Source organism: Streptomyces sp. P9-A4, from assembly GCF_036634195.1.
Classification (GTDB): Bacteria; Actinomycetota; Actinomycetes; order Streptomycetales; family Streptomycetaceae; genus Streptomyces.
This window is the reverse complement of record NZ_JAZIFY010000001.1, coordinates 2,497,353-2,518,865: the sequence shown is the minus strand read 5'-3', so window position 1 is coordinate 2,518,865 and position 21,513 is coordinate 2,497,353. Positions and strand designations below refer to the sequence as shown.

17 protein-coding genes and 1 pseudogene are annotated in these 21,513 nt (G+C 72.2%); 14 read left to right on the top strand and 4 right to left on the bottom strand.

Features of this window, described 5'->3' with window-relative positions; genetic code table 11:
• Positions 1–4 precede the first annotated feature (4 nt).
• The 3 genes from mmsA (at position 5) to V4Y03_RS11280 (ending at position 5,289) form a co-directional block, all read left to right on the top strand.
• The gene (gene mmsA, locus V4Y03_RS11290; RefSeq protein ID WP_317873362.1) at positions 5–1,516 is read left to right on the top strand and encodes a CoA-acylating methylmalonate-semialdehyde dehydrogenase; all 1,512 of its coding nucleotides are present in this window, start codon (positions 5–7) and stop codon (positions 1,514–1,516) included.
• Between the two features lie 135 nt (positions 1,517–1,651).
• A complete protein-coding gene (locus V4Y03_RS11285; RefSeq protein ID WP_332434828.1) occupies positions 1,652–4,387 on the top strand; it encodes an alpha/beta fold hydrolase in 2,736 nt (911 codons plus the stop codon).
• A complete protein-coding gene (locus V4Y03_RS11280; RefSeq protein WP_317873360.1) occupies positions 4,384–5,289 on the top strand; it encodes an ABC transporter permease in 906 nt (301 codons plus the stop codon). The genes V4Y03_RS11285 and V4Y03_RS11280 overlap by 4 nt, the downstream gene beginning before the upstream one ends.
• A 76-nt stretch (positions 5,290–5,365) precedes the next feature.
• Here the strand turns inward: V4Y03_RS11280 and V4Y03_RS11275 are convergent, their stop codons facing one another.
• Positions 5,366–6,085: a DNA-binding response regulator gene (locus V4Y03_RS11275; RefSeq protein WP_332434827.1), complete on the bottom strand. Its 720-nt coding sequence runs from the start codon at positions 6,083–6,085 to the stop codon at positions 5,366–5,368.
• 496 nt (positions 6,086–6,581) lie between these two features.
• On the opposite strand from V4Y03_RS11275, the gene V4Y03_RS11270 reads away from it, so the two are divergent.
• The 3 genes from V4Y03_RS11270 to V4Y03_RS11260 all read left to right on the top strand — a co-directional run bounded on the left by V4Y03_RS11270 (position 6,582) and on the right by V4Y03_RS11260 (position 10,590).
• Positions 6,582–7,049: an anthrone oxygenase family protein gene (locus V4Y03_RS11270; RefSeq protein ID WP_332434826.1), complete on the top strand. Its 468-nt coding sequence runs from the start codon at positions 6,582–6,584 to the stop codon at positions 7,047–7,049.
• A gap of 309 nt (positions 7,050–7,358) precedes the next feature.
• Entirely contained in the window at positions 7,359–8,258 is a 900-nt protein-coding gene (locus tag V4Y03_RS11265; RefSeq protein ID WP_317873357.1) for an AfsR/SARP family transcriptional regulator, read from the top strand.
• Between the two features lie 169 nt (positions 8,259–8,427).
• Positions 8,428–10,590, top strand: coding sequence for a helix-turn-helix domain-containing protein (locus tag V4Y03_RS11260; protein WP_332434825.1), 2,163 nt, complete (start codon positions 8,428–8,430; stop codon positions 10,588–10,590).
• On the opposite strand, the gene V4Y03_RS11255 is transcribed toward V4Y03_RS11260, so the two are convergent.
• Positions 10,563–11,825 (bottom strand): IS701 family transposase, encoded by a 1,263-nt coding sequence (locus V4Y03_RS11255; protein WP_317873355.1) that lies wholly within the window; start codon positions 11,823–11,825, stop codon positions 10,563–10,565. The genes V4Y03_RS11260 and V4Y03_RS11255 overlap by 28 nt on opposite strands.
• A gap of 364 nt (positions 11,826–12,189) precedes the next feature.
• On the opposite strand from V4Y03_RS11255, the gene crcB (V4Y03_RS11250) reads away from it, so the two are divergent.
• The gene (gene crcB / locus V4Y03_RS11250; RefSeq protein ID WP_332434824.1) at positions 12,190–12,684 is read left to right on the top strand and encodes a fluoride efflux transporter CrcB; all 495 of its coding nucleotides are present in this window, start codon (positions 12,190–12,192) and stop codon (positions 12,682–12,684) included.
• On the top strand, positions 12,681–13,034 hold the full coding sequence (gene crcB / locus V4Y03_RS11245; RefSeq protein WP_317873353.1) for a fluoride efflux transporter CrcB: 354 nt from the start codon (positions 12,681–12,683) through the stop codon (positions 13,032–13,034). Before crcB (V4Y03_RS11250) ends, crcB (V4Y03_RS11245) begins: the two co-directional genes overlap by 4 nt.
• Before the next feature lie 8 nt (positions 13,035–13,042).
• Here crcB (V4Y03_RS11245) and pucL read toward each other — a convergent pair.
• Positions 13,043–13,684: pseudogene (gene pucL / locus V4Y03_RS11240) on the bottom strand (factor-independent urate hydroxylase); the annotation flags it as partial.
• Positions 13,685–13,940: 256 nt separating this feature from the next.
• Here pucL and kdpF point away from each other — a divergent pair.
• Genes kdpF through V4Y03_RS11220 form a run of 4 tightly spaced genes read left to right on the top strand, consistent with a single transcriptional unit; the run spans position 13,941 to position 18,485 of the window.
• Positions 13,941–14,030: a K(+)-transporting ATPase subunit F gene (kdpF, locus tag V4Y03_RS11235; protein ID WP_033204243.1), complete on the top strand. Its 90-nt coding sequence runs from the start codon at positions 13,941–13,943 to the stop codon at positions 14,028–14,030.
• Between the two features lie 8 nt (positions 14,031–14,038).
• Positions 14,039–15,703, top strand: coding sequence for a potassium-transporting ATPase subunit KdpA (gene kdpA, locus V4Y03_RS11230; protein ID WP_332434823.1), 1,665 nt, complete (start codon positions 14,039–14,041; stop codon positions 15,701–15,703).
• Positions 15,700–17,805 (top strand): potassium-transporting ATPase subunit KdpB, encoded by a 2,106-nt coding sequence (gene kdpB, locus V4Y03_RS11225; protein ID WP_332434822.1) that lies wholly within the window; start codon positions 15,700–15,702, stop codon positions 17,803–17,805. Before kdpA ends, kdpB begins: the two co-directional genes overlap by 4 nt.
• Positions 17,806–17,810: 5 nt before the next feature.
• Positions 17,811–18,485 carry a potassium-transporting ATPase subunit C gene (locus V4Y03_RS11220; protein WP_332434821.1) on the top strand — a complete coding sequence of 225 codons (675 nt, stop codon included), beginning with the start codon at positions 17,811–17,813 and terminating at the stop codon, positions 18,483–18,485.
• Positions 18,486–18,510: 25 nt separating this feature from the next.
• Here the strand turns inward: V4Y03_RS11220 and V4Y03_RS11215 are convergent, their stop codons facing one another.
• The gene (locus tag V4Y03_RS11215; RefSeq protein ID WP_317873348.1) at positions 18,511–19,692 is read right to left on the bottom strand and encodes a winged helix DNA-binding domain-containing protein; all 1,182 of its coding nucleotides are present in this window, start codon (positions 19,690–19,692) and stop codon (positions 18,511–18,513) included.
• Between the two features lie 208 nt (positions 19,693–19,900).
• On the opposite strand from V4Y03_RS11215, the gene V4Y03_RS11210 reads away from it, so the two are divergent.
• The gene (locus V4Y03_RS11210; RefSeq protein ID WP_332434820.1) at positions 19,901–20,443 is read left to right on the top strand and encodes a DUF2079 domain-containing protein; all 543 of its coding nucleotides are present in this window, start codon (positions 19,901–19,903) and stop codon (positions 20,441–20,443) included.
• Positions 20,329–21,486, top strand: coding sequence for a DUF2079 domain-containing protein (locus V4Y03_RS11205; protein ID WP_332434819.1), 1,158 nt, complete (start codon positions 20,329–20,331; stop codon positions 21,484–21,486). Before V4Y03_RS11210 ends, V4Y03_RS11205 begins: the two co-directional genes overlap by 115 nt.
• Positions 21,487–21,513: the final 27 nt, after the last annotated feature.

Sequence of the window (21,513 nt, the reverse complement as noted above, 5' to 3'; positions counted from 1 at the left end):
CGTCATGACGAACACCGTCAAGACCGTCGACCACTGGATCGGTGGCAAGACCGTCGAGGGCACGTCGGGCAACTGGGGCCCGGTCACCGACCCGGCCACCGGCGCCGTCACCACCCGGGTCGCGCTCGCCTCCGTCGAGGAGGTGGACGCCGCCGTCGCCGCCGCCAAGGGCGCCTTCGCGACCTGGGGCACCTCCTCGCTCGCCCAGCGCACCACGATCCTCTTCAAGTTCCGCGCGCTGCTCGACGCCAACCGCGACGCCATCGCCGAGCTGATCACCGCAGAGCACGGCAAGGTCCACTCGGACGCGCTCGGCGAGGTCGCCCGCGGCCTGGAGATCGTCGACCTGGCCTGCGGCATCACCGTCCAGCTCAAGGGCGAGCTGTCCACCCAGGTGTCGAACCGCGTGGACGTGGCCTCGATCCGCCAGCCCGTCGGCGTCGTCGCGGGCATCACGCCCTTCAACTTCCCGGCCATGGTGCCGATGTGGATGTTCCCGATCGCCATCGCGACCGGCAACACCTTCATCCTCAAGCCGAGCGAGAAGGACCCGTCGCCGGCCCTGAAGATCGCCGAGCTGCTCGCCGAGGCCGGTCTCCCGGACGGCGTCTTCAACGTCCTGAACGGCGACAAGGTCTCCGTGGACCGCCTCCTGGAGCACCCGGACGTCGCGGCGATCTCCTTCGTGGGCTCGACCCCGATCGCCCGCCACATCCACACCACCGCCTCCGCCAACGGCAAGCGCGTCCAGGCGCTCGGCGGCGCGAAGAACCACATGCTGGTCCTCCCGGACGCCGACCTCGACGCCGCCGCCGACGCGGCCGTCTCCGCGGCCTACGGCTCCGCCGGCGAGCGCTGCATGGCGATCTCGGCCGTCGTGGCCGTCGGTTCCATCGGTGACACGCTGGTGGAGAAGATCCGCGAGCGCGCCGAGAAGATCAAGATCGGCCCCGGCAACGACCCGACCTCCGAGATGGGCCCGCTCATCACGGCCGTCCACCGCGACAAGGTCGCCTCGTACGTGACCGGCGCGGCGGCCGAGGGCTGCGAGGTCGTCCTCGACGGCACCGGCTACACGGTCGAGGGTCACGAGGACGGCCACTGGATCGGCCTGTCCCTCCTGGACCACGTGCCGACCACGGCCAAGGCGTACCAGGACGAGATCTTCGGCCCGGTGCTCTGCGTGCTGCGCGCCGACACCTACGAGGAGGGCCTCGCCCTCATCAACGGCTCGCGCTTCGGCAACGGCACCGCGATCTTCACCCGCGACGGCGGCGCGGCCCGCCGCTTCCAGATGGAGGTCGAGGCCGGCATGGTCGGCGTCAACGTGCCGATCCCGGTGCCGGTGGGCTACCACTCCTTCGGTGGCTGGAAGGACTCGCTCTTCGGCGACCACCACATCTACGGCAACGACGGCGTGCACTTCTACACCCGCGGCAAGGTCGTCACGACCCGCTGGCCGGACCCGTCCGACGCCCCGTCCGGCGTCGACCTGGGCTTCCCGCGCAACCACTGATCAAGCCCGGCAGCACCCCGCCGCCCCGTACCGCACCTGCGGTACGGGGCGGCGCTGTCGTACGACCCCAGAAGGTCGGGCGGCTCCGCCCCCGGGCAGCCGTACGGTGGGGCCGGGACGCCTAGGCTCGACACCATGCGACTCCGACTTCCCCGGTGGGCCGCGGTCACCGCCGTCCTCGCCGTTCTCGCGGGTGCCGGCACCTGGACCGCCGTCGCCTCGGACGATCCGCCGCCCGTGCACCGCGCGGACCGGACGCTCGACATCGACGGTGCCCGGCTCGACACCTCGTACTTCACCGGCGACGGTGACGGGCGCCGGCCGGCCATCCTCCTCGGCCACGGCTTCGGCGGCTCCAAGGACGACGTCCGCGCCCAGGCCGAACAGCTCGCCCGCGACGGCTACGCCGTCCTCACCTGGTCCGCCCGTGGCTTCGGCGCCTCCACCGGGCGGATCGGCCTCAACGACCCCGCGTACGAGGTCGAGGACGCCCGCAAGCTGATCGACTGGCTCGCCGCCCGCCCCGAGGTCCTGCTCGACAAGCCCGGCGACCCGCGCGTCGGCGTCACCGGCGCCTCGTACGGCGGCGCGATCTCCCTGCTGGCCGCCGGGCACGATCCGCGCGTCGACGCCATCGCCCCCCAGATCACCTACTGGAACCTGGCCGACGCCCTCTTCCCGAACGGCGTCTTCAAGAAGCTCTGGGCCGGGATCTTCTTCTCGGCGGGCGACCGGCCCGCGGCGGGAGCAGCAGCAGGAGCAGGAGCAGGAACCGGAGCCGGGGCCGGAGCCGCCGCGCCCGGGGCGGCCGACGCCTGCGGGCGCTTCACCCCCGAACTCTGCGCCCTCTACCAGCGCGTAGCCGTCTCCGGGAAGCCCGACGCCGCCGCCCGCGCCCTCCTCGAAGCCCGCAGCCCCTCCGCCGTCGGCGCCCGGATCAAGGTCCCCGCCCTCCTCGTCCAGGGCCAGTCCGACTCCCTCTTCACCCTCGCCCAGTCCGACGCCATGGCCCGCGCCCTCACCGCCAACGGCGCCCCCGTCGCCGTCGACTGGATCTCCGGCGGCCACGACGGCGGCGACCGCGAGACCGAACGCGTCGAACGCCGCATCAGCACCTGGTTCGACCGCTGGCTGAAGCGCGACACCTCCGTCGACACCGGGCCCGCCTTCCGCGTCAGCCGCACCGGAGGCGTCGACTCCACCGACGGACAGGCCACCCTGCGCGCCGCGACCGACGACCACTACCCGGGCCTCACCGCGGGACCCATGGCCGTGGCCCTCGCGGGACCGCCGCAGACCTTCACCAACCCCGCGGGCGCCGCACCGCCCGCCGTCTCCGCCGTCCCCGGGCTCGGCGGCGGCATCGCCGGACTCTCCTCCCTCGGCGTCGGCCTCTCCCTCGACTTCCCCGGCCAGCACGCCCGCTTCGACGCGAAACCGCAGACCGGAGCCCTGCGGATCACCGGCACACCGACCGTCCGCGTCAAGGTCACCTCCACCGCCGCCGACGGCTCCGCCGTTCTCTTCGGCAAGGTGTACGACGTCGGGCCCGACGGGCGTCAGCAGGTGCTGCCCGCCCAGCTCGTCACCCCCGTCCGCGTCGACGGCGCCAAGGCCGGGAAGAGCGTCACGCTCACCCTCCCCGCCATCGACCACGAGGTGGAGGCCGGGCACCGGCTCCGGCTCGTCGTCGCCGCCACCGACCTCGGCTACGCCTCCCCGGTGGTCCCCGCCGGGTACACCGTCGCCGTCGAGGGCCCGCTGACCGTCCCCACCGCGCCCGGCCTCGCCACCCAGGCCGCCGGCTTCCCCTGGTGGGTGTGGGGCCTGCCGCTGCTCGGCCTCGCCGTCGCCGCCGCGCTGCTGCTCACCGCCCGCCGCCGCACCGCCGCCCCCGCGCCCGACCCCGGACTCGTCTCCGTACCCCTCCAGATCACCGGACTGTCCAAGAAGTACAAGGGCGGCGGGCTTCCCCAGGCTCTCGGCTTCGCTCAAGCAGGAGAGACCCCGTTCAGCGTCAAGGACCTCTCCTTCCGCGTCGAGCAGGGCCAGGTGCTCGGCCTCCTCGGACCCAACGGCGCCGGGAAGACCACCACCCTGCGCATGCTGATGGGCCTGATCACCCCCGACGAGGGCGAGATCCGGGTCTCCGGCCAGGCCATCCGGCCCGGCGCCCCGGTCCTCTCCCGGGTCGGCGCGTTCGTCGAGGGCGCCGGCTTCCTGCCGCACCTCTCGGGCCGGGAGAACCTGGACCTGTACTGGAAGGCCACCGGTCGCCCCGCCGAGGACGCCCACGTCGACGAGGCCCTGCGCATCGCGAACCTCGGCGGCGCACTGGAACGCGCCGTCCGCACCTACTCGCAGGGCATGCGGCAGCGCCTCGCCCTCGCCCAGGCCATGCTCGGCCTGCCGGACCTGCTGATCCTGGACGAGCCCACCAACGGACTCGACCCGCCGCAGATCCGCGAGATGCGCGAGGTGATGATCCGGTACGCGGCCGGCGGCCGTACCGTCATCGTCTCCAGCCACCTCCTCGCCGAGGTCGAGCAGTCCTGCACCCATCTCGTCGTCATGGACCGGGGACAGCTCGTACAGGCGGGACCCGTCGCCGAGATCACCGGCTCCGGCGACACCCTCCTGGTGACGCTCGGGGCGCCCGTCCCCGACGCCCTCGTGGAGAAGGTCGGCGCCCTCCCGGGCGTCGCCGGGGCCACCCGGACCGACGGCGGCATCCTGGTCCGCCTCGACGGCCTCGAACCGACCGCCCTCATCGGCGAACTCGTCGGCCTGGACGTCCCCCTGACCGGGGTCGGACCGCACCGGCGCCTCGAAGACGCCTTCCTGACCCTGATCGGAGGCGGAGCCGCATGAGCCCGCTGCTCGACACCGCCACGACCGCCGACGCCGACGGGACCGGCGCGACCCCGCCGGACTCCGCCCCCGGCTACCGCCCCGGACGCACCCTGCCCCTGCGGGTCGAAGCGCTCCGGCAGTGGAAGCGCCGCCGCACCCTGGTCATGGGCGGCATCCTGGTCGCGCTGCCGTTCGTCCTGATGATCGCGTTCGCGGTCGGCGGCGAGCCGGACGGCGGCGGCAACAGCCGCATCACCCTGATGGACACGGCGACGGCCTCCGGCGCCAACTTCGCCGCGACCTGCCTCTTCGTCTCGGCCGGTTTCCTCCTCGTCGTCCCCGTCGCCCTGTTCTGCGGGGACACCGTCGCCTCCGAGGCGAGCTGGTCCTCACTGCGCTACCTCCTGGCCGCGCCCGTGCCCCGGTTCCGGCTCCTCGCCTCCAAGCTGGCGGTCGCCCTCGGCTACAGCGCGGCCGCGATGGTCCTGCTGCCGCTGGTGGCCCTCGTGGCGGGCACGGTCGCGTACGGCTGGGGGCCGCTCCAGCTGCCCACCGGGGGCTCGGTGCCCGCCGGGGACGCGCTGTTCCGGATCGCGGTCGCCGTCGCGTTCGTCTTCGCCTCCCAACTGGTCACGGCGGGACTCGCCTTCTGGCTCTCCACCCGGACCGACGCCCCGCTCGGCGCGGTCGGCGGCGCCGTCGGCCTGACCATCGTCGGCAACGTCCTGGACGCCGTCACGGCCCTCGGCGACTGGCGCGAGTACCTGCCCGCGCACTGGCAGTTCGCCTGGATCGACGCGCTCCAGCCGCAGCTGGAGTGGGGCGGCATGGTGAAGGGCACGGCGATCTCCCTCACGTACGCCCTCGTCCTCTTCGCCCTCGCCTTCCGGGGCTTCGCCCGCAAGGACATCGTGTCCTAGAGCACGTATCCGAAAGGCCCGGGCCGGGGCGGCGGGCACGTATCCGCAAGCCCTGGGCCGGGGCCTCAGGGTCTCGTCACAGCCACCCCCTCCGAGCCGCTTCCGCGCCCGCGCGGAAGCGGCTCGTCGTGCCAAGGGCCGCCATCAGCTCGCCGACCCGGCGGCTGTACGTCCGCGCCGACATGCCGAGTCGGGCCGACGCCGTCTCGTCCGTGAGCCCCGACAGCAGGGCGTCGAGGACCGGACGCAGCTGCGGCGGCAGATCGTGGGGCGGCGGCGGGGGCGACGGTGTGTACGTCAGCTCCTCGGCCGCCGCCCAGCAGACGCGGTGCGCCCGGACGAGGGCCTGCACCACCACCGGGTCCCGGATCAGCAGCAGCCCGTTGTAGAGGAGTTCGAGGTCGAGCGGGAGCGCCGCCACGGTCCGGTCGACCACGATCATCTTGAACGGGATCGACTCCGCCAGTCTGGCCCGGCCCGGCATCCGGACGCCCGACTCGATCCGGGGCAGCGCGTGCCGCGGCACGATCCTCCTGACCTCGTCGGCCCGCTCCGCCGCGGCCCGCATGCACGCTCCCGCCAACTGCAGGAACGGCTCGGGAATCGCGCAGCCCGCGGACGCGACCGGGTCGTCGAAGGTCAGCAGTTCGTACCGGGTGGAAGCGGCCAGCCCGGCGAGCGCCGCGCTGATGCGCCGCGCACCCCGGACCGGGCGCCCCGCGGGCCGCTGTCCCTCGGTCGCGGCCCGGTTCATCGCCGAACGGGCGAGCATCACGGAGCCCGCGCTCTCTGCCACCGCTGACCACCCCCGCCCGATCGATGTCCACTCCATGTACGCATGCGACTGCACACGGTGACAACCCCTGTTGAGAAGGATGGCGAATCCATGCCACACCACGTCATCCCGGGCGCCGTTGCCGCATCGAGATTCATCCGCAACACCTTCGACTGCTTCCGGCGGGCCCTCTCGTTCGTCACATTCGCAAGTGCCTTACGGGGAGGGGGAGATGACATGGGACGACCCGGCAGCGCGACGACCCGGCGAGGAACGGGCCGACGGGGGCGGTTCTCGGCCACCGTCGCGGGGCTGCTCGCGGCCGGACTTGCGATCGGGGGGCTGCGAACGGCGACCGGCCCTCCACCGCCGACCACTCGGGCCGGGCGGCCCCGTACAGCTGAGATCCGGGGGTCCGTACGGGCGGGGCCCCGTGCGGCCCCCTTCTCCGGTGCCGGTGTCACGGCTGATCCGCAAACACTGACGCCGCGGGCGGGCGGCGGGTCAGAATGGCCGCATGGCCTCCCTGTTGCTCGCTCTCGCCGTCGGATGCACCGGGCTGTACGCCGGATTCATGCTGATCTTCCAGGCCGGGATCATGCCCGCGCTGGCCCGGCTGACGGACGCCGAGTTCGTCACGGCGATGCGCAGGATCAACGAGTCGGTGCCGAGGGGCGTGTTCATGGCCGTCTTCCTCGGGGTGGTCGCCTTCCCCGCCGCCGCGTTCTTCGTGCCGGCCGACGGGCGTACGGACACGCAGAAGTGGCTGGTCCTCATGGGGCTCGTCGCCGCGGTCCTCAATCACGCGGTCACCGTCGGCGGCAACATCCCGCTCAACACGGCCCTGGCCGCCTCGGAGTCGACGGGCGAGGCCCCGGCCGCCGTCCGCGCCGCCTTCGAGAAGCGCTGGAACGGCTTCCACCGGATCCGTACGGCGCTGGTCGTCGCCGCGTTCGGCCTGCTGACGGCCGCCGCCGTCCAGTAGGTCCCGCCCGGAACCGTACCCCCCTGCCCGTTTCTGGCGTGAACTCGCGGGTGAGGCCACCTCCCGTTCCCACGAGGGGCCCGCGAAAGCGTACCTACGAGTCCGGAAACAGTCTTCCGGCGTGTGTCAGTCTCCGCCACTGACGAAATCCCTACGCTCAGATATCTCGACAAAGGGGGTGAATCACCCCGATATCCAGGGTCGGGTTTCCATACCCTCCGGTTTCTTATTGACATGCCTACGGGGGTCTTTTCTAATCATCGAGAGTCATCCCGCGCGCAGACACCACACAGGCACTGAGGGGGCAAGGTGGACGTCCGGATCCTGGGGGGGCTGTCGGTGCGCGAGCACGGGGTGTCGATCACCCCGACGGCCGCCGCACCCCGGCAGCTCCTCGCCCTGCTCACGGCCAGCGCCGACCAGGTCGTCCCCGTGACGGTCCTGACCGAGGAGCTGTGGCCGTCCGGCGCGCCCCGCGGAGCCCGTACCGAACTCCAGTCCCACATAGCCGAGTTGCGCACCCTCATCGCGGGTGCGCTGCGCGGCGCCGACCCGGCCGAGCCCCGGCCCGGCGGCTGGTCCGACCGGCGCACCGCCGACGCGATCCTCGTCTCCCAGCCCGGCGGCTACCGGCTCGACACCGGCGGCGGCGCCAACGACGTCTGGCAGTTCGAGCGCGCGGCCGGCGCCGGCTACCGGGCCATGGAGGCGGGTGACCTGCCGAGGGCCGCGCTCCGTCTCGGCGAGGCCCTCGCCCTGTGGCGCGGCGAGCCCTACGCGGGCGTCGCCGCAGGACCCCGTCTCCGCAGGGAGATCGAGCGCCTCGAAACCTCCCGGCTGAGCGTGCTCGACCAGTGGGTGGAAGCACAGCTCGGCCTCGGCCGGCACGCCGAACTCGTCTCCGAACTCTCCGGGCTCACCGCCCGCTACCGCACCAACGAACCGCTGCACGCCCACTACATCGTCGCGCTGCTGCGCTGCGGCCACCACGACGAGGCCCTCGCCGCGTACGAGCGGCTGAGCGCCTCGCTCCTGGCGGAGAGCGGCATGGAGCCGTCGGCGCGGCTCAGACGCCTCCAGCGCTCGGTCCTCGCCGTCCGGGAGACCGCGATCCGCCCCGTGTACGCTCCCCGCATCCCGGCCCAGTTCAGCCCCACCCAGTTCAGCCCCACCCGCGCCCGGCTCGTCCCTGCGGGCTCCGTCGGCTGACGGCGCCGGAAACCACGAAACGCGCCGGGCGGTCGACGGCGCGGGCACCGGCGGGGAATGAAGTGCGGCAACTCACCGTTGACCGACTCCCGAAGCCGAATTATTTTCGGCGAGCAGTACGGGTTTCCTCCCAGGTGCCCGATTTCGCTCGACCACGGGGGTAGGGGCCATGAGCTTGCACGGCGCGGACGGAGCCGGTGGTGCCGACGCGCTGCTCACGGTCCTCGAACTGCTCGCCCGGCAGGCGCCGCCCGCCCGCTTCGACGCCGTCCTCGCCGAGGCCCGTGCCACCGGCCTCGAAGGCGACGCGCTCGCCCGCCTCGAACGGGCCGTGGCACTGGCCGGGGAGGCCCACGCGGGACGGGAACGGGAGGCGCGCGGCGACGACCGGGGCGCCCTTGATCAGGTCTTCCGCGAGCAGGTCTTCGGCGATCAGGACTTCCCCGATCAGGACTTCCTCGAACAGACGGCCCTTGAGCGGGCCGCCCTTGAGCAGGCCGCCCGGCGCGAGCAGGCCGTCCGCGAGCAGGCCGTCCGCCGTGAGGCCGGGCTCGCCGCCCTCGCCGACACCGCGCGCGACCTGACCTCCTCGTACGACCTCGAAAGCCTGCTGCGGGTCATCACCCGCCGCGCCCGCCGGCTCCTCGGCCTCGACCTCGCGTACGTCACCCTGCGCGGCCCGCACGGCGCCTGCTACGTCCACACCACCGAGGGCTCCCGGGCCGGCCGCGGCGCGGGCCCCCGGCTCGCCCCCGGACTCAGGATCGCCGAGGGGTACGGGCTCGGCGGCGCCGTCCAGCTCCACGGCGAACCCGTCTGGACCGCCGACTACCTCGCCGACGAACGCTTCGCGCCCTCCGGCTCCCTCGACGCCGGCGTCCACGCCCCCGCCTTCGACGAGGCCGCCGAGACGGCCCTGCGCGCCGAGGACCTGCACGCGATCATGGCCGCCCCGCTGCGCAGCGGCGACACCGTGATCGGCGCCCTGCACGGCGCCGACCGGCGCGTCCGCGACCACACGGCCGAGGAGATCGGACTCCTCGCCGCCCTCGCGGACCTCGCCGCCCTCGCCGTCGAGAAGGCCGGACTCCTCGACCGCACCCGTGCCGAGGTCTCCGAGCTGGAACGGGACAGCTCCCGGGTCCGTACGAGCCTCACCCGGATGCGGCACGTCAGCGAGGCCCACGGCCGCATCATGAACCTGGTCCTCGCGGGCGGCGACCTCTGCAACGTGGCCAAGGCCACCGCCGACGCCCTCGACGCGACCGTGATGATCCGCGACCCCGGAGGCCGCTGCCTCGCCGGTGCCGGGGACCTCCCCGGTCTCGACGAGGAGGCCGTCGCCAAGGCCTCGCTCGACGCGCACGCCCGCCGCCGCCCGGTCCTCGCCGACGACGACACCTGGGTCGCGCCCGTCATCGCGGGCTCCGAGGACCTCGGCGGCCTCGTCATCCGGGCCGCCGGCGGACTCACCGGCGAGGACGAACGGCTGCTCGAACTCGCCGCCCAGTCCGTCGCGTTCCTCCTCCTCATGCGCCGCTCCACCGCCGTCGCCGAAGGACCCGTCCGCGACGAACTCCTCGACGACCTCATCGCCGACCCGCCGCACGCACCGCAGCAGATCGCCCAGCGGGCCCGCCGCCTCGGCGTCGACCTGCGCAAGCCGCACGTCCTCGTGCTCGCCCGGCCGGAGGGCGGCGAACAGGGCAGGGCCGTGGTCTGGGCGTCCTCCTACGCGTACCGCCTCTCCGGTCTGAAGACCGTGCAGGGCGGCTGCATCGTGCTGCTGCTCCCGGGCATCGACGCCTCGGCCGCCGCGCGGGCCGTCGCCGACGAACTGTCCCCGCTGCTCGGGCACCCCGTCTCCGTCGCCGCCGCCGGACCCGCGCAGAGCCCGGACGGCGTCGCGCGGATGCACCAGGAGGCCGGCCGCTGCCTGGACGCGATGAGCGCGCTCGGCGGCACCGGCTCCGCCGCCTCCGTGCAGGACCTGGGCTTTCTCGGGCTGCTGCTCTCCGACGACAACGACGTGGACGGCTTCGTCGAGGCGGCGATCGGACCCGTGCTCGACTACGACGCCGAGCGGTTCACCGACCTCACCCACACCCTGGAGGCGTACTTCGCCTCCGGCGGCAGCCCGACGAACGCCGCCGAGGCCCTGCACGTCCACCCCAACACGGTCTCCCGGCGCCTGGAGCGGATCGGCGAACTCCTCGGCCCCGAATGGCAGAAGCCCGGCCAGGTCCTGGAGGTCCAGCTCGCGCTGCGCCTCCAGCGCACCCGCGAGCTCCTGGCCAGGGGCCGTCAGCCTGCCGAACGCCCCGAGCCGTAGCCCGAACCGTACGGCGCGTCCCAGTCGGCGGAGGCCAGCACCGTCGCCGCGTGGGCCGCCGACGCCAGCGTGATGTGACGGTGCCAGCCGCGGAACGAACGGCCCACGAAGTCCCGCAGCCCCGCCCCCTCACCGACCTCCACGAAGTCCCGCTCCACCCGGCGCGCCAGCTTCGTCAGCCGCAGCAGCGTGCCGACCGGCGACCCGGCCAGATCGCTGATCCACACCCGGGACGGCGCCCGCCGGGGGTCGTCCCACTCACCGAGCAGCACCAGCGGACGCATCCGCTCCCCGCCCGGCGTGGGCAGCGCCACCCGCACGGCCGTGGCCAGCGAGGTCCGCGAGGTCCGCGCTCCGGCGACGGTGTCCACCCAGCTCACCGGCCTGCGCAGCCCCTTGAGCGACTCCAGGATCTGCACGGCGGACAGCGGGCCCGCACCGAAACCGGGCAGCGAACGGTCCGCGATGGCCAGCCGGGACCCCGGACCGATCCGCGCCACGACCGGCACCCCCGCCCCGGCGAGCCGGGTGAGGGCCGCCCGCCCCGCGCCGCCCCGGATGTCGAGCAGCACCGGCTTGCGGGTGACGTCGGACCAGCGGGCGGTGTCGAGCGCCGCCGCCACCGCGCACTCCTCCAGCGTCTCCTCGCCGGCCTCCTGGGGAACCTCCGCGCGGTCGCGCCGCGTGCGGTCGTTCACCCAGGGGTCCGGCAGGAACAGCCGCCAGTTGACGGGGACGCTCAGCTCGTCGCTCGCGAACCACACCCCGAACGCCTGCTGGCCGTGGAAGACCTGGCCGCGCTCCGGGTCGAAACGCCGGTCCACGCCCACCGAGTGCTCCCCGGCCTTCGGGATCGGCATCGGCCGCACCACCCAGGCCTGCGGGCAGCCGTTCCGCTCCAGGTGGCGGGCGAGCGCCGCCCGCATGGGCTGCCAGTCCCAGGTGGAGCTGGACACGAAGTGGTGCAGGCTCTGTTCGGCGGCGGGGCCGCCTATCTGGGCGGCGATGTTACGGATCGACTTGCGGCCCTGCGCGGTGAGCAGGCCGTGCAGATACTGCTCGGCCTTCAGCCGCTGGTCGCGGCGCGGGAAGCCGGAGAACAGCGCGGCACACAGCTCGGCGTAGACGTCCTCGCGCGAGCCGGCCGCGCCGACGGACCTGACGACACCCAGGGGCGCGGCCGGGGGAACGGTACCGGCGGCGGCCCTGCGCTTGGTTGCGACGGATGTACTCACGACACTCCTGCCCGAAGGTTGCGCAGCTCCCTCCCGCTGCGCCACCACCGTCGCCCGTGACCGCTTCCCGCGACGAGGTGTACCCGGCACCCGAATCGGCCGCCGGATGGTGGCCGGACCACCTCCCGCCGTGTCGTCGCAGGTCGCGGGGGTCACCGCCGCTCCCTCGCCGGCCCTCGCCCGGGGAGTCCGGAATACCCCGCGGGGGGATCTGACAGACTCGCGGGCCGGGCTTTGACCCGTCGCACGGCGTGGCCGGACCATCGCAGAGCGAGGCTGCACGGGCCGGACCGCGGTTAATGCCCCAGGCCGGGGACCGCGCCTGTGCGCCTCGCCTCGACCCGCCTGTCATAGGCTCTCGGCCATGGCACTGCGGCGACTGCACGGACTGCGGGGACCGCGGGGACTGCGCGCGGAACTGCCGGTCGTCGCCGCGGTGGCCGTCGGCGGCGCCATCGGCGCGTCCGCCCGCTACGGCGCGGGACTCCTCTGGCCGAGCCCCGAGGGCGCCTTCCCCTGGACGACGTTCACCGTCAACGTCACCGGCTGCGCGCTGCTCGGCGTGCTGATGGTCCTGGTCACGGAGAAGCCGACCGAGTGGTCCTCCGCACCCCCGCACCCGCTCCTCCGGCCCTTCCTGGGCACCGGGTTCTGCGGCGGGTTCACCACCTTCTCGACGTACGCCCTGGAGACCGAGCGGCTGCTGAGCGGCGGCGACCCGACGCGCGGGCTGCTGTACCTGGGCGGGACGGTGCTCACCGCGTTCACCGGGGTCTGGGCCGGTGTCACCGTCACCAGGTCCGTGTGGCGAAGGGCCGGCGGTGTCCGGGCCGCCCGTGAGCGGGCGGGCCGCGTGTGAACTGGCTGCTCGTGGTCGTCGGAGCCGCCGTCGGGGCGCCCCTGCGCTACCTCACGGACCGTGCGGCACGGGCCCGGTTCGGGCCGGACTTCCCCTGGGGCACGTTCCTGGTGAACGTCGTCGGATCGTTCCTGCTCGGCCTGTTCGCCGGAACCGCCTCCGGCCGTGCGTACCTGCTGCTCGGCACGGGCCTGTGCGGGGCCCTGACGACGTACTCGACCTTCTCGTACGAGACGCTCAAGCTGTTCGAGGACGGGGCGAAGCGCCACGCGCTGCTCAACGTGGCCGGGAGCCTGGCCGCCGGACTCGGAGCCGTATGGCTGGGAGTCCGGACGGCCGGGCTGTTCTAGCCAAGGCCTCAGGCGGTGATCCAGTCGCTGGTCGCGATCACCGGCTGGACGCCCTCGCGGTGGATCGTGCCCTCGATGAGGCCGTACATCCGGTCGGCCGCGAAGTACACCTCGTTGTCGTTCTTCAGGCCGAAGGGCTCCAGGTCCACCAGGAAGTGGTGCTTGTTCGGCAGGTTCAGCCGGACCTCGTTGACCGTGGACACGTTGTCGAGGACCCGGTCGGCCATCGCGTGCAGGGTCTGCTGGAGCGAGTAGCTGTACGTCTCCGCGAAGGCCTCCAGCATGTGGCGGCGGACCTTCCCGTACGAGCGGTCCCAATCGTGCTCCGTGTCGGCGGCGGCGGACGCCGAGTTCGCCCAGCGGGCGGTCACCTTGGTGGCCAGGATGCGGTCGTACGCCTCCTGGAGCGTCGTGTACCTGTCCTTGATGAAGCCGTGGAACTCGGAGCCGGTCGAGTTCATGACCGTGAGCTCCCTGAGGCCCGAGAGGACCTGGAGCCCGGTGTTCTCCGAGTAGGTGATCTGCGCGGTGCGGACCTCCTGGCCGTCGCGGACGAAGGAGTGCTGCTCCTTGCGCGTGGGGACGGAGATCCGCTCCCAGGCGTACTCCTCGATCCGGATCTGCGCCTCGTGGATCACCTCCCGGCCACTGGCAATGGGGGAGCGGCGGGGAGCCGTATGTCCCCCCCCGCACGTACGGGACGCGTCAAGACGGGCATTCGCGGCGTTAGGGGCACGTCAACGGAAGCGGTGAGCGGCCCGAGGAGGGGTTTCCTCATCTCGTCAGAGAATCCGTTCTTCCTTCTTCCTTCATCCGGGAGCTCACGATGGCCGACATGGCCTTCGTCGTCACCACGGTCGCGGTCTTCGCGCTGGTGGCCCTCATCGCCAAGGGGGTGGCGAAGCTGTGAGTGCCGAGAACATCGTCGGTCTCCTGGTGGCCGCCGCCCTGCTGGGCTATCTCGTCCTCGCCCTCGTCAAGCCCGAGAGGTTCTGAGTACGACGATGAGTCCTGTTCTCGCTGGGATCCTCCAGCTTCTCGCGCTGGTCGTCGCGCTCGGTCTTTCGTACCGGCCGCTGGGCGATCACATGGCGCGGGTCTACTCCTCCGACCGGCATCTGCGGGTGGAGAAGTGGATCTACAAGGTCATAGGTGCCGATCCGTCGGTGGAGATGCGCTGGCCCGCGTATCTGCGCGGGGTCCTGGCCTTCTCCGCCGTGAGCGTTCTGTTCCTCTATCTGCTGCAGCGGCTTCAGGGTTCGCTGCCCGGCTCGCTCGGCTTCGTGTCGATCGACCCGGACCAGGCGTTCAACACGGCGGCGTCGTTCGTGGCGAACACCAACTGGCAGTCGTACTACGGCGAGCAGGCCATGGGCCACGTCGTGCAGACCGGCGGCCTCGCGGTGCAGAACTTCGTCTCGGCTGCCGTGGGCATCGCCGTCGCGGTGGCGCTGGTACGTGGTTTCGCCCGTTCGCGTACGGGGGAGCTGGGCAACTTCTGGGCCGACCTGGTCCGTGGTGTCGTCCGGATCCTGCTGCCGATCGCGGTGATCGGCGCGTTGGTGCTGGTGGCGTGCGGGGCGATCCAGAACTTCTCCGGCATTCATGAGGTCGGGCAGTTCTCGGGCGGTTCGCAGCAGTGGAACGGTGGGGCGGTGGCCTCGCAGGAGGTCATCAAGGAGCTGGGCACGAACGGCGGCGGGTATTTCAACGCCAACTCGTCCCACCCCTTCGAGAACCCCAACGGGCTCTCCAACCTCTTCGAGATCTACCTGATCCTCGTGATCCCGTTCGCGCTGACCCGCACGTTCGGCCGGATGGTCGGATCGTTGCGGCAGGGGTACGCGATCCTCGGCACGATGGCCACGATCTGGCTGCTGTTCACGGGCCTGATGCTGTGGACCGAGTTCGCGGGCAAGGGCCCGGCGTTCGAGCTGGCCGGCGGGGCGATGGAGGGCAAGGAGACCCGGTTCGGGATCAGCGGCTCCGCGATCTTCTCGGTCGCCACCACCCTGACCTCGACCGGCGCGGTGAACTCCTTCCACTCCTCCAACACCGGCTTCGGCGGCGGCATCGACCTGCTGGGCATGCAGCTCGGCGAGATCGCGCCCGGCGGCGTCGGCTCCGGCCTCTACGGCATGCTGATCATGGCGGTCATCGCGGTGTTCATCGCCGGGCTGATGGTCGGCCGCACCCCGGAGTACCTGGGCAAGAAGATCGGCACCCGCGAGATCAAGTTCGCGGCCTGCTACATCCTGATCACCCCCACCCTCGTCCTCGGCTTCACCGCGATGGCGATGGCCCTGGACACGCCGTCGAACTCGATGACGAACTCCGGCGCGCACGGCTTCTCCGAGATCCTCTACGCCTACACCTCCGGTGCGAACAACAACGGCTCGGCGTTCGCGGGTCTGAACGCCGACACGCAGTGGTTCAACTCGACGATCGGCATCGCGATGATGCTGGGCCGGTTCCTGCCGATGGTGTTCGTCCTCGCGCTGGCCGGTTCGCTCGCCGAGCAGACCCCCGTCCCCGAGACGGCGGGCACGCTGCGCACGGAGAAGCCGCTGTTCACGGGCCTGTTGGTCGGCACGATCCTGATCATCACCGGTCTCACCTACTTCCCGGCCCTCGCGCTGGGACCGCTCGCCGAAGGGCTCGCAGCATGAGCACCATCACTCCCACCCGGCCCCCGCAGGCGGGGACGCCCGGCGGGCACCACGCCCCCGGACGCGTCGGCGGCGGACTGTTCGACCCCAAGCAGCTGGTGAAGTCCTTCCCGGACGCGATCAGGAAGCTCGATCCGCGGGTGATGGTCAAGTCGCCCGTCATGTTCGTGGTGTTGGTCGGCTCGGTGGTCACCACCGGGCTGGCGGTGGCGCATCCGGGGGACTGGTTCGGCTGGGCGATCACCGTCTGGCTGTGGCTGACGACGATCTTCGCCAACCTCGCGGAGGCCGTGGCGGAGGGTCGGGGCAAGGCGCAGGCCGACACCCTGCGCAAGGCCAAGACCGACACCGTGGCGCGCAGGGTGATCGGGAAGAACGAGGAGCGGGTCCCGGGTACCGAGCTCCGCATCGGTGACCTGGTGGTCTGCGAGGCCGGCGACATCATCCCCGGCGACGGAGACGTCGTCGAGGGTGTGGCGAGCGTGGACGAGTCCGCGATCACCGGGGAATCGGCTCCCGTCATCCGGGAGTCGGGCGGTGACCGGTGCGCGGTCACGGGCGGTACGAAGGTGCTGTCGGACCGGGTCGTCATCAAGATCACGACGAAGCCGGGTGAGACGTTCATCGACCGGATGATCAATCTGGTCGAGGGCGCGGCCCGGCAGAAGACGCCGAACGAGATCGCCCTCAACATCCTCCTGGCGTCCCTCACGATCGTCTTCCTGCTCGCCGTGGTCACTCTCAAGCCCTTCGCGATCTACGCCGGGGCCGACAAGCAGACTTCGATGATCGTGCTGGCGGCGCTGCTGGTCTGCCTGATCCCGACGACGATCGGCGCGCTGCTCTCCGCGATCGGCATCGCGGGCATGGACCGCCTCGTCCAGCGCAACGTCCTGGCGATGTCGGGGCGCGCGGTGGAAGCGGCCGGCGATGTGTCGACGCTGCTGCTCGACAAGACGGGCACGATCACCCTGGGCAACAGGCAGGCCTCCGAGTTCGTGCCGGTGGCCGGGACGACGGCGGCCGAACTCGCCGATGCCGCCCAGCTGTCGTCACTCGCCGACGAGACGCCCGAGGGCCGCTCGATCGTGGTCCTCGCGAAGGAGAAGTACGGGCTGCGCGAGCGCCACCAGGGCGAACTCGCCCACGCGCAGTGGATCGAGTTCACCGCCCAGACCCGCATGTCCGGCGTGGACATCGACGGCCGGAAGGTACGCAAGGGCGCGACCGGCTCGGTGGTGGCGTGGGTGAAGGAGCGGGGCGGCAGTGTCTCCGAGGATGCGCAGGCGCTCACGGACCGGATTTCCCAGGCTGGTGGCACGCCGCTGCTGGTGGCTGTGGAGGACGACAAGGGCGGCGCGCGGGTCCTGGGTGTCATCCACCTCAAGGACGTCGTGAAGGACGGCATGCGGGAGCGGTTCGACGAGCTGCGCCGCATGGGCATCCGCACGGTCATGATCACGGGCGACAACCCGCTGACCGCGAAGGCCATCGCCGAGGAGGCGGGTGTCGACGACTTCCTCGCGGAGGCGACGCCCGAGGACAAGATGGCGCTGATCAAGCGTGAGCAGGCCGGCGGGAAGCTGGTCGCGATGACCGGTGACGGCACCAATGACGCCCCCGCCCTCGCGCAGGCGGACGTCGGTGTCGCGATGAACACGGGCACGTCGGCCGCGAAGGAGGCCGGCAACATGGTCGACCTCGACTCCGACCCGACCAAGCTCATCGAGATCGTCGAGATCGGCAAGCAACTCCTCATCACCCGGGGTGCGCTGACGACCTTCTCGATCGCCAACGACGTCGCGAAGTACTTCGCGATCATCCCCGCGATGTTCGCCGTCGCCTATCCGTCGCTGGACAAGCTCAACATCATGGGCCTGGCCTCGCCGGAGTCCGCGATCCTGTCCGCCGTCATCTTCAACGCGCTGATCATCATCGCCCTGGTCCCGCTCGCCCTGAAGGGCGTCCGTTACCGGCCCTCCAGCGCCGACTCGATGCTCCGCCGCAACCTCGGGATCTACGGACTCGGCGGCCTCATCGCCCCGTTCATCGGCATCAAGCTCATCGACCTGCTCCTCACCCTCATCCCCGGAATCGGCTGACCACCATGAACATCTCAGCGGCGAACACCGGCCGAGTCCTCTGGGCGGGCCTGCGCGCCCTCCTCGTCCTGACCGTCGTCTGCGGCGTGCTCTACCCCCTCGCCGTCACCGGCATCGCCCAAGTCGCCTTCCCCGGCAAAGCCAACGGCTCCGAGGTCACCGACGCGAACGGGAAGGTCGTCGGCTCCGAACTCATCGGCCAGAGCTACAACCTGCCCCTCAAGGACGGCGAGAAGACCGCCGCCCCGGACCTGCGCTGGTTCCAGCCACGCCCGTCCAACGGCCTGGGCTCCAACAACGTCAACACCCAGTACTCCATCATTCTCTCCGGCGCCACCAACCGCTCCGGTGACAACGCCGACCTGATCCAGTGGGTCAAGGACGCCAAGGCCGCCGTCATCAAGGACAACTCCACCGCCGACTACAAGGTCAAGCCCTCGGAGATCCCCGCCGAGGCCGTCACCTCCTCGGGATCCGGCCTGGACCCGCACATCTCCCCGGAATACGCGAAGCTCCAGGTCCACCGGATCGCCGAGCGGAACCACCTCACCGTCGCCCAGGTCGACAAGCTCGTCGCCGACCACACCGACGGCCGCGTCCTCGGCTTCGTCGGCGAACCCCGCGTCAACGTCCTCCAGCTCAACATCGCGCTGAAGGAGATGGTGGGGGAGCGGGGTTGAGACCCCGTCAGGCGTACGGAGGGCCTCAGGCGCCCGGGAGCACCCGGGTCTCGACCGCCGGGAGGCCCTTCGTCCACCAGTGGTCGTAGCGGCCGTAGACCCGGGGGTCCCGGCCCGCGAGGAGACCCCCGAGCGCCGCCGCCTCCTCGGCCAGGCCGGCCCAGACCCCGGCGGGCAGCGGGTGGAAGGCCGAGGCCTCGACGCCGCCCTCGACCGGCCGCCAGACCCCGGCGACGTACCCGTCCACCAGGAGCGTCGGCAGGGTGTCGCCGTTCACACGGATCACGTGCCTGCGGTACTCGGACGGGATCACGCGCGCACGGTCGGCGTACGCCAGCAGGATGCTGTCCCACATGGCCATCAGCCGGGGCGGGGCCGGAGTGTCCTCGTCGGGGCGCGGCGCCCCGGGCACGTCGTACAGGACCGTTCCACCGGGCCCCTCCAGCTGCTCCAGCTTCGGCAGGTCCCCGCCCGGGAGGCCCGGGAGGCCTTCGAGGAGGAGGCTCAGCGCCTCGCGGACCTTGCCCCGCGGGGCCGTCGTGAACTGCGCCATGTCCGGGACGGACGCCGGCCCGAAGCCCTCCAGATAGCGCCGGAGGAGGACGGCGAGCCCCGCCGTCGAGGCCTCCGGTTCGGCGAGTACCGGCAGCGTGGCCGCCGTCACGAAGGACTGCGCCGTCCCGAACGACCACGGCGGCCCCGTCGGCGCGTGCCAGAGCGGCGCGTACTGCCGGATCATCCGCCAGACCACGGCCTCCACCGGACCGCCCCTGACCTCCTCCAGGCGCGCCCGCATCTCCGCCCCGCTCCGCACCCGCCCCGCGTACTCCAGCAGACCGGGCAGCAGCGCGTCCGCGTCGGCGGCCGTGAACCCCGCGGCCTTGAACCGCGGATCGTGCAGCCGCGAGCCGCGCAGGGTCGGCTCCATGCCCTCCCGGAAGGCCCGGTAGTCCTCGGCGTGCACCAGGTGCAGGGTCAGCCGCATCAGGGTCGACCTGACCAGCTCGTACCCGTCCAGCGCCTCGTCCAGCCGCTCCGGAACGAAGCCCGCGACCCGGTTCCACAGCGCCACGTACGGGGAGCCCGGCTGCTGCGCCTGGAGCGCCACGACCTGTCGTACGGCGTCCCCGACGCCGATCCGCGCCCGGTCGAGCAGCAACTGCCGGGCGAGGGTGGACCGGTTGAGAGCGCGTGCGGTGATCACCATGGGCCGATTCTCCCTCCATGGAGTCATATAGACGCACCGTAGGGTCATGGCCATGGATGCCATATCGACGCGTACGTCACCGCGACCGCCGGAGGGGGAGGCGGGGGGTGCGGCGTCCGCGGAGGGTGGCGGTGCGGGGTACGGGGAGGGGGCTGCGGCAGCGGTTGCGGTACTGGCACCGGCACCGGCACCGGCACCCGCACCGGCAGTGGCGACGGTCCCGGGCGGGGTCGTGGCGAGCCTGTCGCGCCGGCACGATGTCCTGCTGACCCTCCTGTGCTTCGTCGTCTGTTGCGGCATCGGGTTCCAGTCCTGGACCGCGATGCGGCTCACCGGCTTCGACCTCGGCATCTTCGACCAGGCGGTCCGCGCGTACGCGCACTTCGAGCTGCCCAGGTCGCCCATCAAGAACGTCCACCACGAGTTCCCGCCCGGCTTCTCCCTCCTCGGCGACCACTTCACCCCGGCCCTCGCGCTCCTCGCGCCCCTGTACTGGCTGTGGGACGACCCAAGGGTCCTCGTCCTCGCCCAGGCCGCGCTGTTCGCGGCGGGCGTGCCGGTGGTCCGGCGCATCGCCCGGCACTGCTTCGCCCCCGCCGGGCCGCCCCCCCCGCACCGCTCACCGAGCCGCTCGCCGTGCGCCGGGCGGCGGACCTCGCCGGGCTGGTGTACGCCCTGGGGTGGCCGCTCCTCAACTCCTCGTACAACGGCTTCCATGAGGTCGCCTTCGCGGTCCCTTTCACCCTCCTGATGCTGGAGCGGGGCCTCGCCCACCGCTACGGCGCCGCCGCCTGCTGGGCGCTCATGCTGTGCACGGCCAAGGAGGACATGGGCCTCGTCGTCGGCGCCTTCGGCCTGGTCCTCGCGGCCCGCGCCCACCGCGCCGGCCACGGCGGGGGCCGCGCCACGGGCATCGCGCTCGCGCTCGGCGGGCCCCTGGTGTCCGCCGCCGTGATCGGCTGGTTCCTGCCGGTGATGGGCGGACCCGACGGCTACTACTGGTCGTACGGGAGTCTCGGCGCCGACCCGGGCGCCGCCCTGACCCATGTCCTCAGCTCCCCGTGGGTCCTGCTCCAGGTCGCCGTCACGCCCCTCGTGAAGGTCGGCATGCCGGCCTGGATCCTGGGCACACTGGCCCTGCTGCCGCTGGGCTCCCCGACGTTCCTGCTCGCCGTGCCCCTCCTCGCGGAACGGGTCCTCTCCGACAATCCGAACCACTGGCCGGTGATCAACCACTACGACGCCTTCCTGTGGCCGATCCTGCTGACGGCGGCCCTGGAGACGCTCGGGCGTCTGCACGGGAAGCACCCCCGGCTGTTCCGGCGGTGGGCGGTCACCGGAACCGCGCTCGCCTCGACGGCGGCCGTGGCCCTCGGCCTCGTCCTCTTCGTCCAGCCGGGCGCGTGGCGGGCCCCGGACGACCGGCGGGCCCTCGCGGACGCGGCGGAACTGATTCCGGACGGGGCGACGGTGGAGGCGGACAACGCGGTCGCGCCCCGGCTGACCGCCCGTACCCGGGTGGTCATCGCCGACGCCACCCCCAGAGGCGCGGACTGGGTCCTCCTCCGCGTCGAGGGCAGGACGTTCCCGTTCACCTCGCTGGAAGAGCAACAGCTGCGGGTGGCCATGCTCCTGGACCACGGGTACACGCGGGTGTGGCAGCGCGACGGATCGGTTCTGCTCCAGCGCACCCGACGGGTGCCGATCCCCGGGATGCGCGTACCGGGCCCGGACAGCACACCGGTCAGGGAGGCGGTACCGAGGGACGTGGGCGCGAGCTTGTTCCGGCGGTAGGGGGACCGAGTCGCTCCGGCGGTGGGG

Bases quoted from the DNA above. Each gene is read 5' to 3' on its own strand.
- V4Y03_RS11285 (WP_332434828.1), top strand. From the start codon at position 1,652: ATGCGACTCCGACTTCCCCGGTGGGCCGCGGTCACCGCCGTCCTCGCC.
- V4Y03_RS11220 (WP_332434821.1), top strand. From the start codon at position 17,811: ATGAACATCTCAGCGGCGAACACCGGCCGAGTCCTCTGGGCGGGCCTG.
- crcB (WP_332434824.1), top strand. From the start codon at position 12,190: ATGGCACTGCGGCGACTGCACGGACTGCGGGGACCGCGGGGACTGCGC.
- kdpB (WP_332434822.1), top strand. From the start codon at position 15,700: ATGAGCACCATCACTCCCACCCGGCCCCCGCAGGCGGGGACGCCCGGC.
- kdpA (WP_332434823.1), top strand. From the start codon at position 14,039: ATGAGTCCTGTTCTCGCTGGGATCCTCCAGCTTCTCGCGCTGGTCGTC.
- mmsA (WP_317873362.1), top strand. From the start codon at position 5: ATGACGAACACCGTCAAGACCGTCGACCACTGGATCGGTGGCAAGACC.
- V4Y03_RS11215 (WP_317873348.1), bottom strand. From the start codon at position 19,692: ATGGTGATCACCGCACGCGCTCTCAACCGGTCCACCCTCGCCCGGCAG.
- V4Y03_RS11270 (WP_332434826.1), top strand. From the start codon at position 6,582: ATGGCCTCCCTGTTGCTCGCTCTCGCCGTCGGATGCACCGGGCTGTAC.
- V4Y03_RS11280 (WP_317873360.1), top strand. From the start codon at position 4,384: ATGAGCCCGCTGCTCGACACCGCCACGACCGCCGACGCCGACGGGACC.
- V4Y03_RS11260 (WP_332434825.1), top strand. From the start codon at position 8,428: ATGAGCTTGCACGGCGCGGACGGAGCCGGTGGTGCCGACGCGCTGCTC.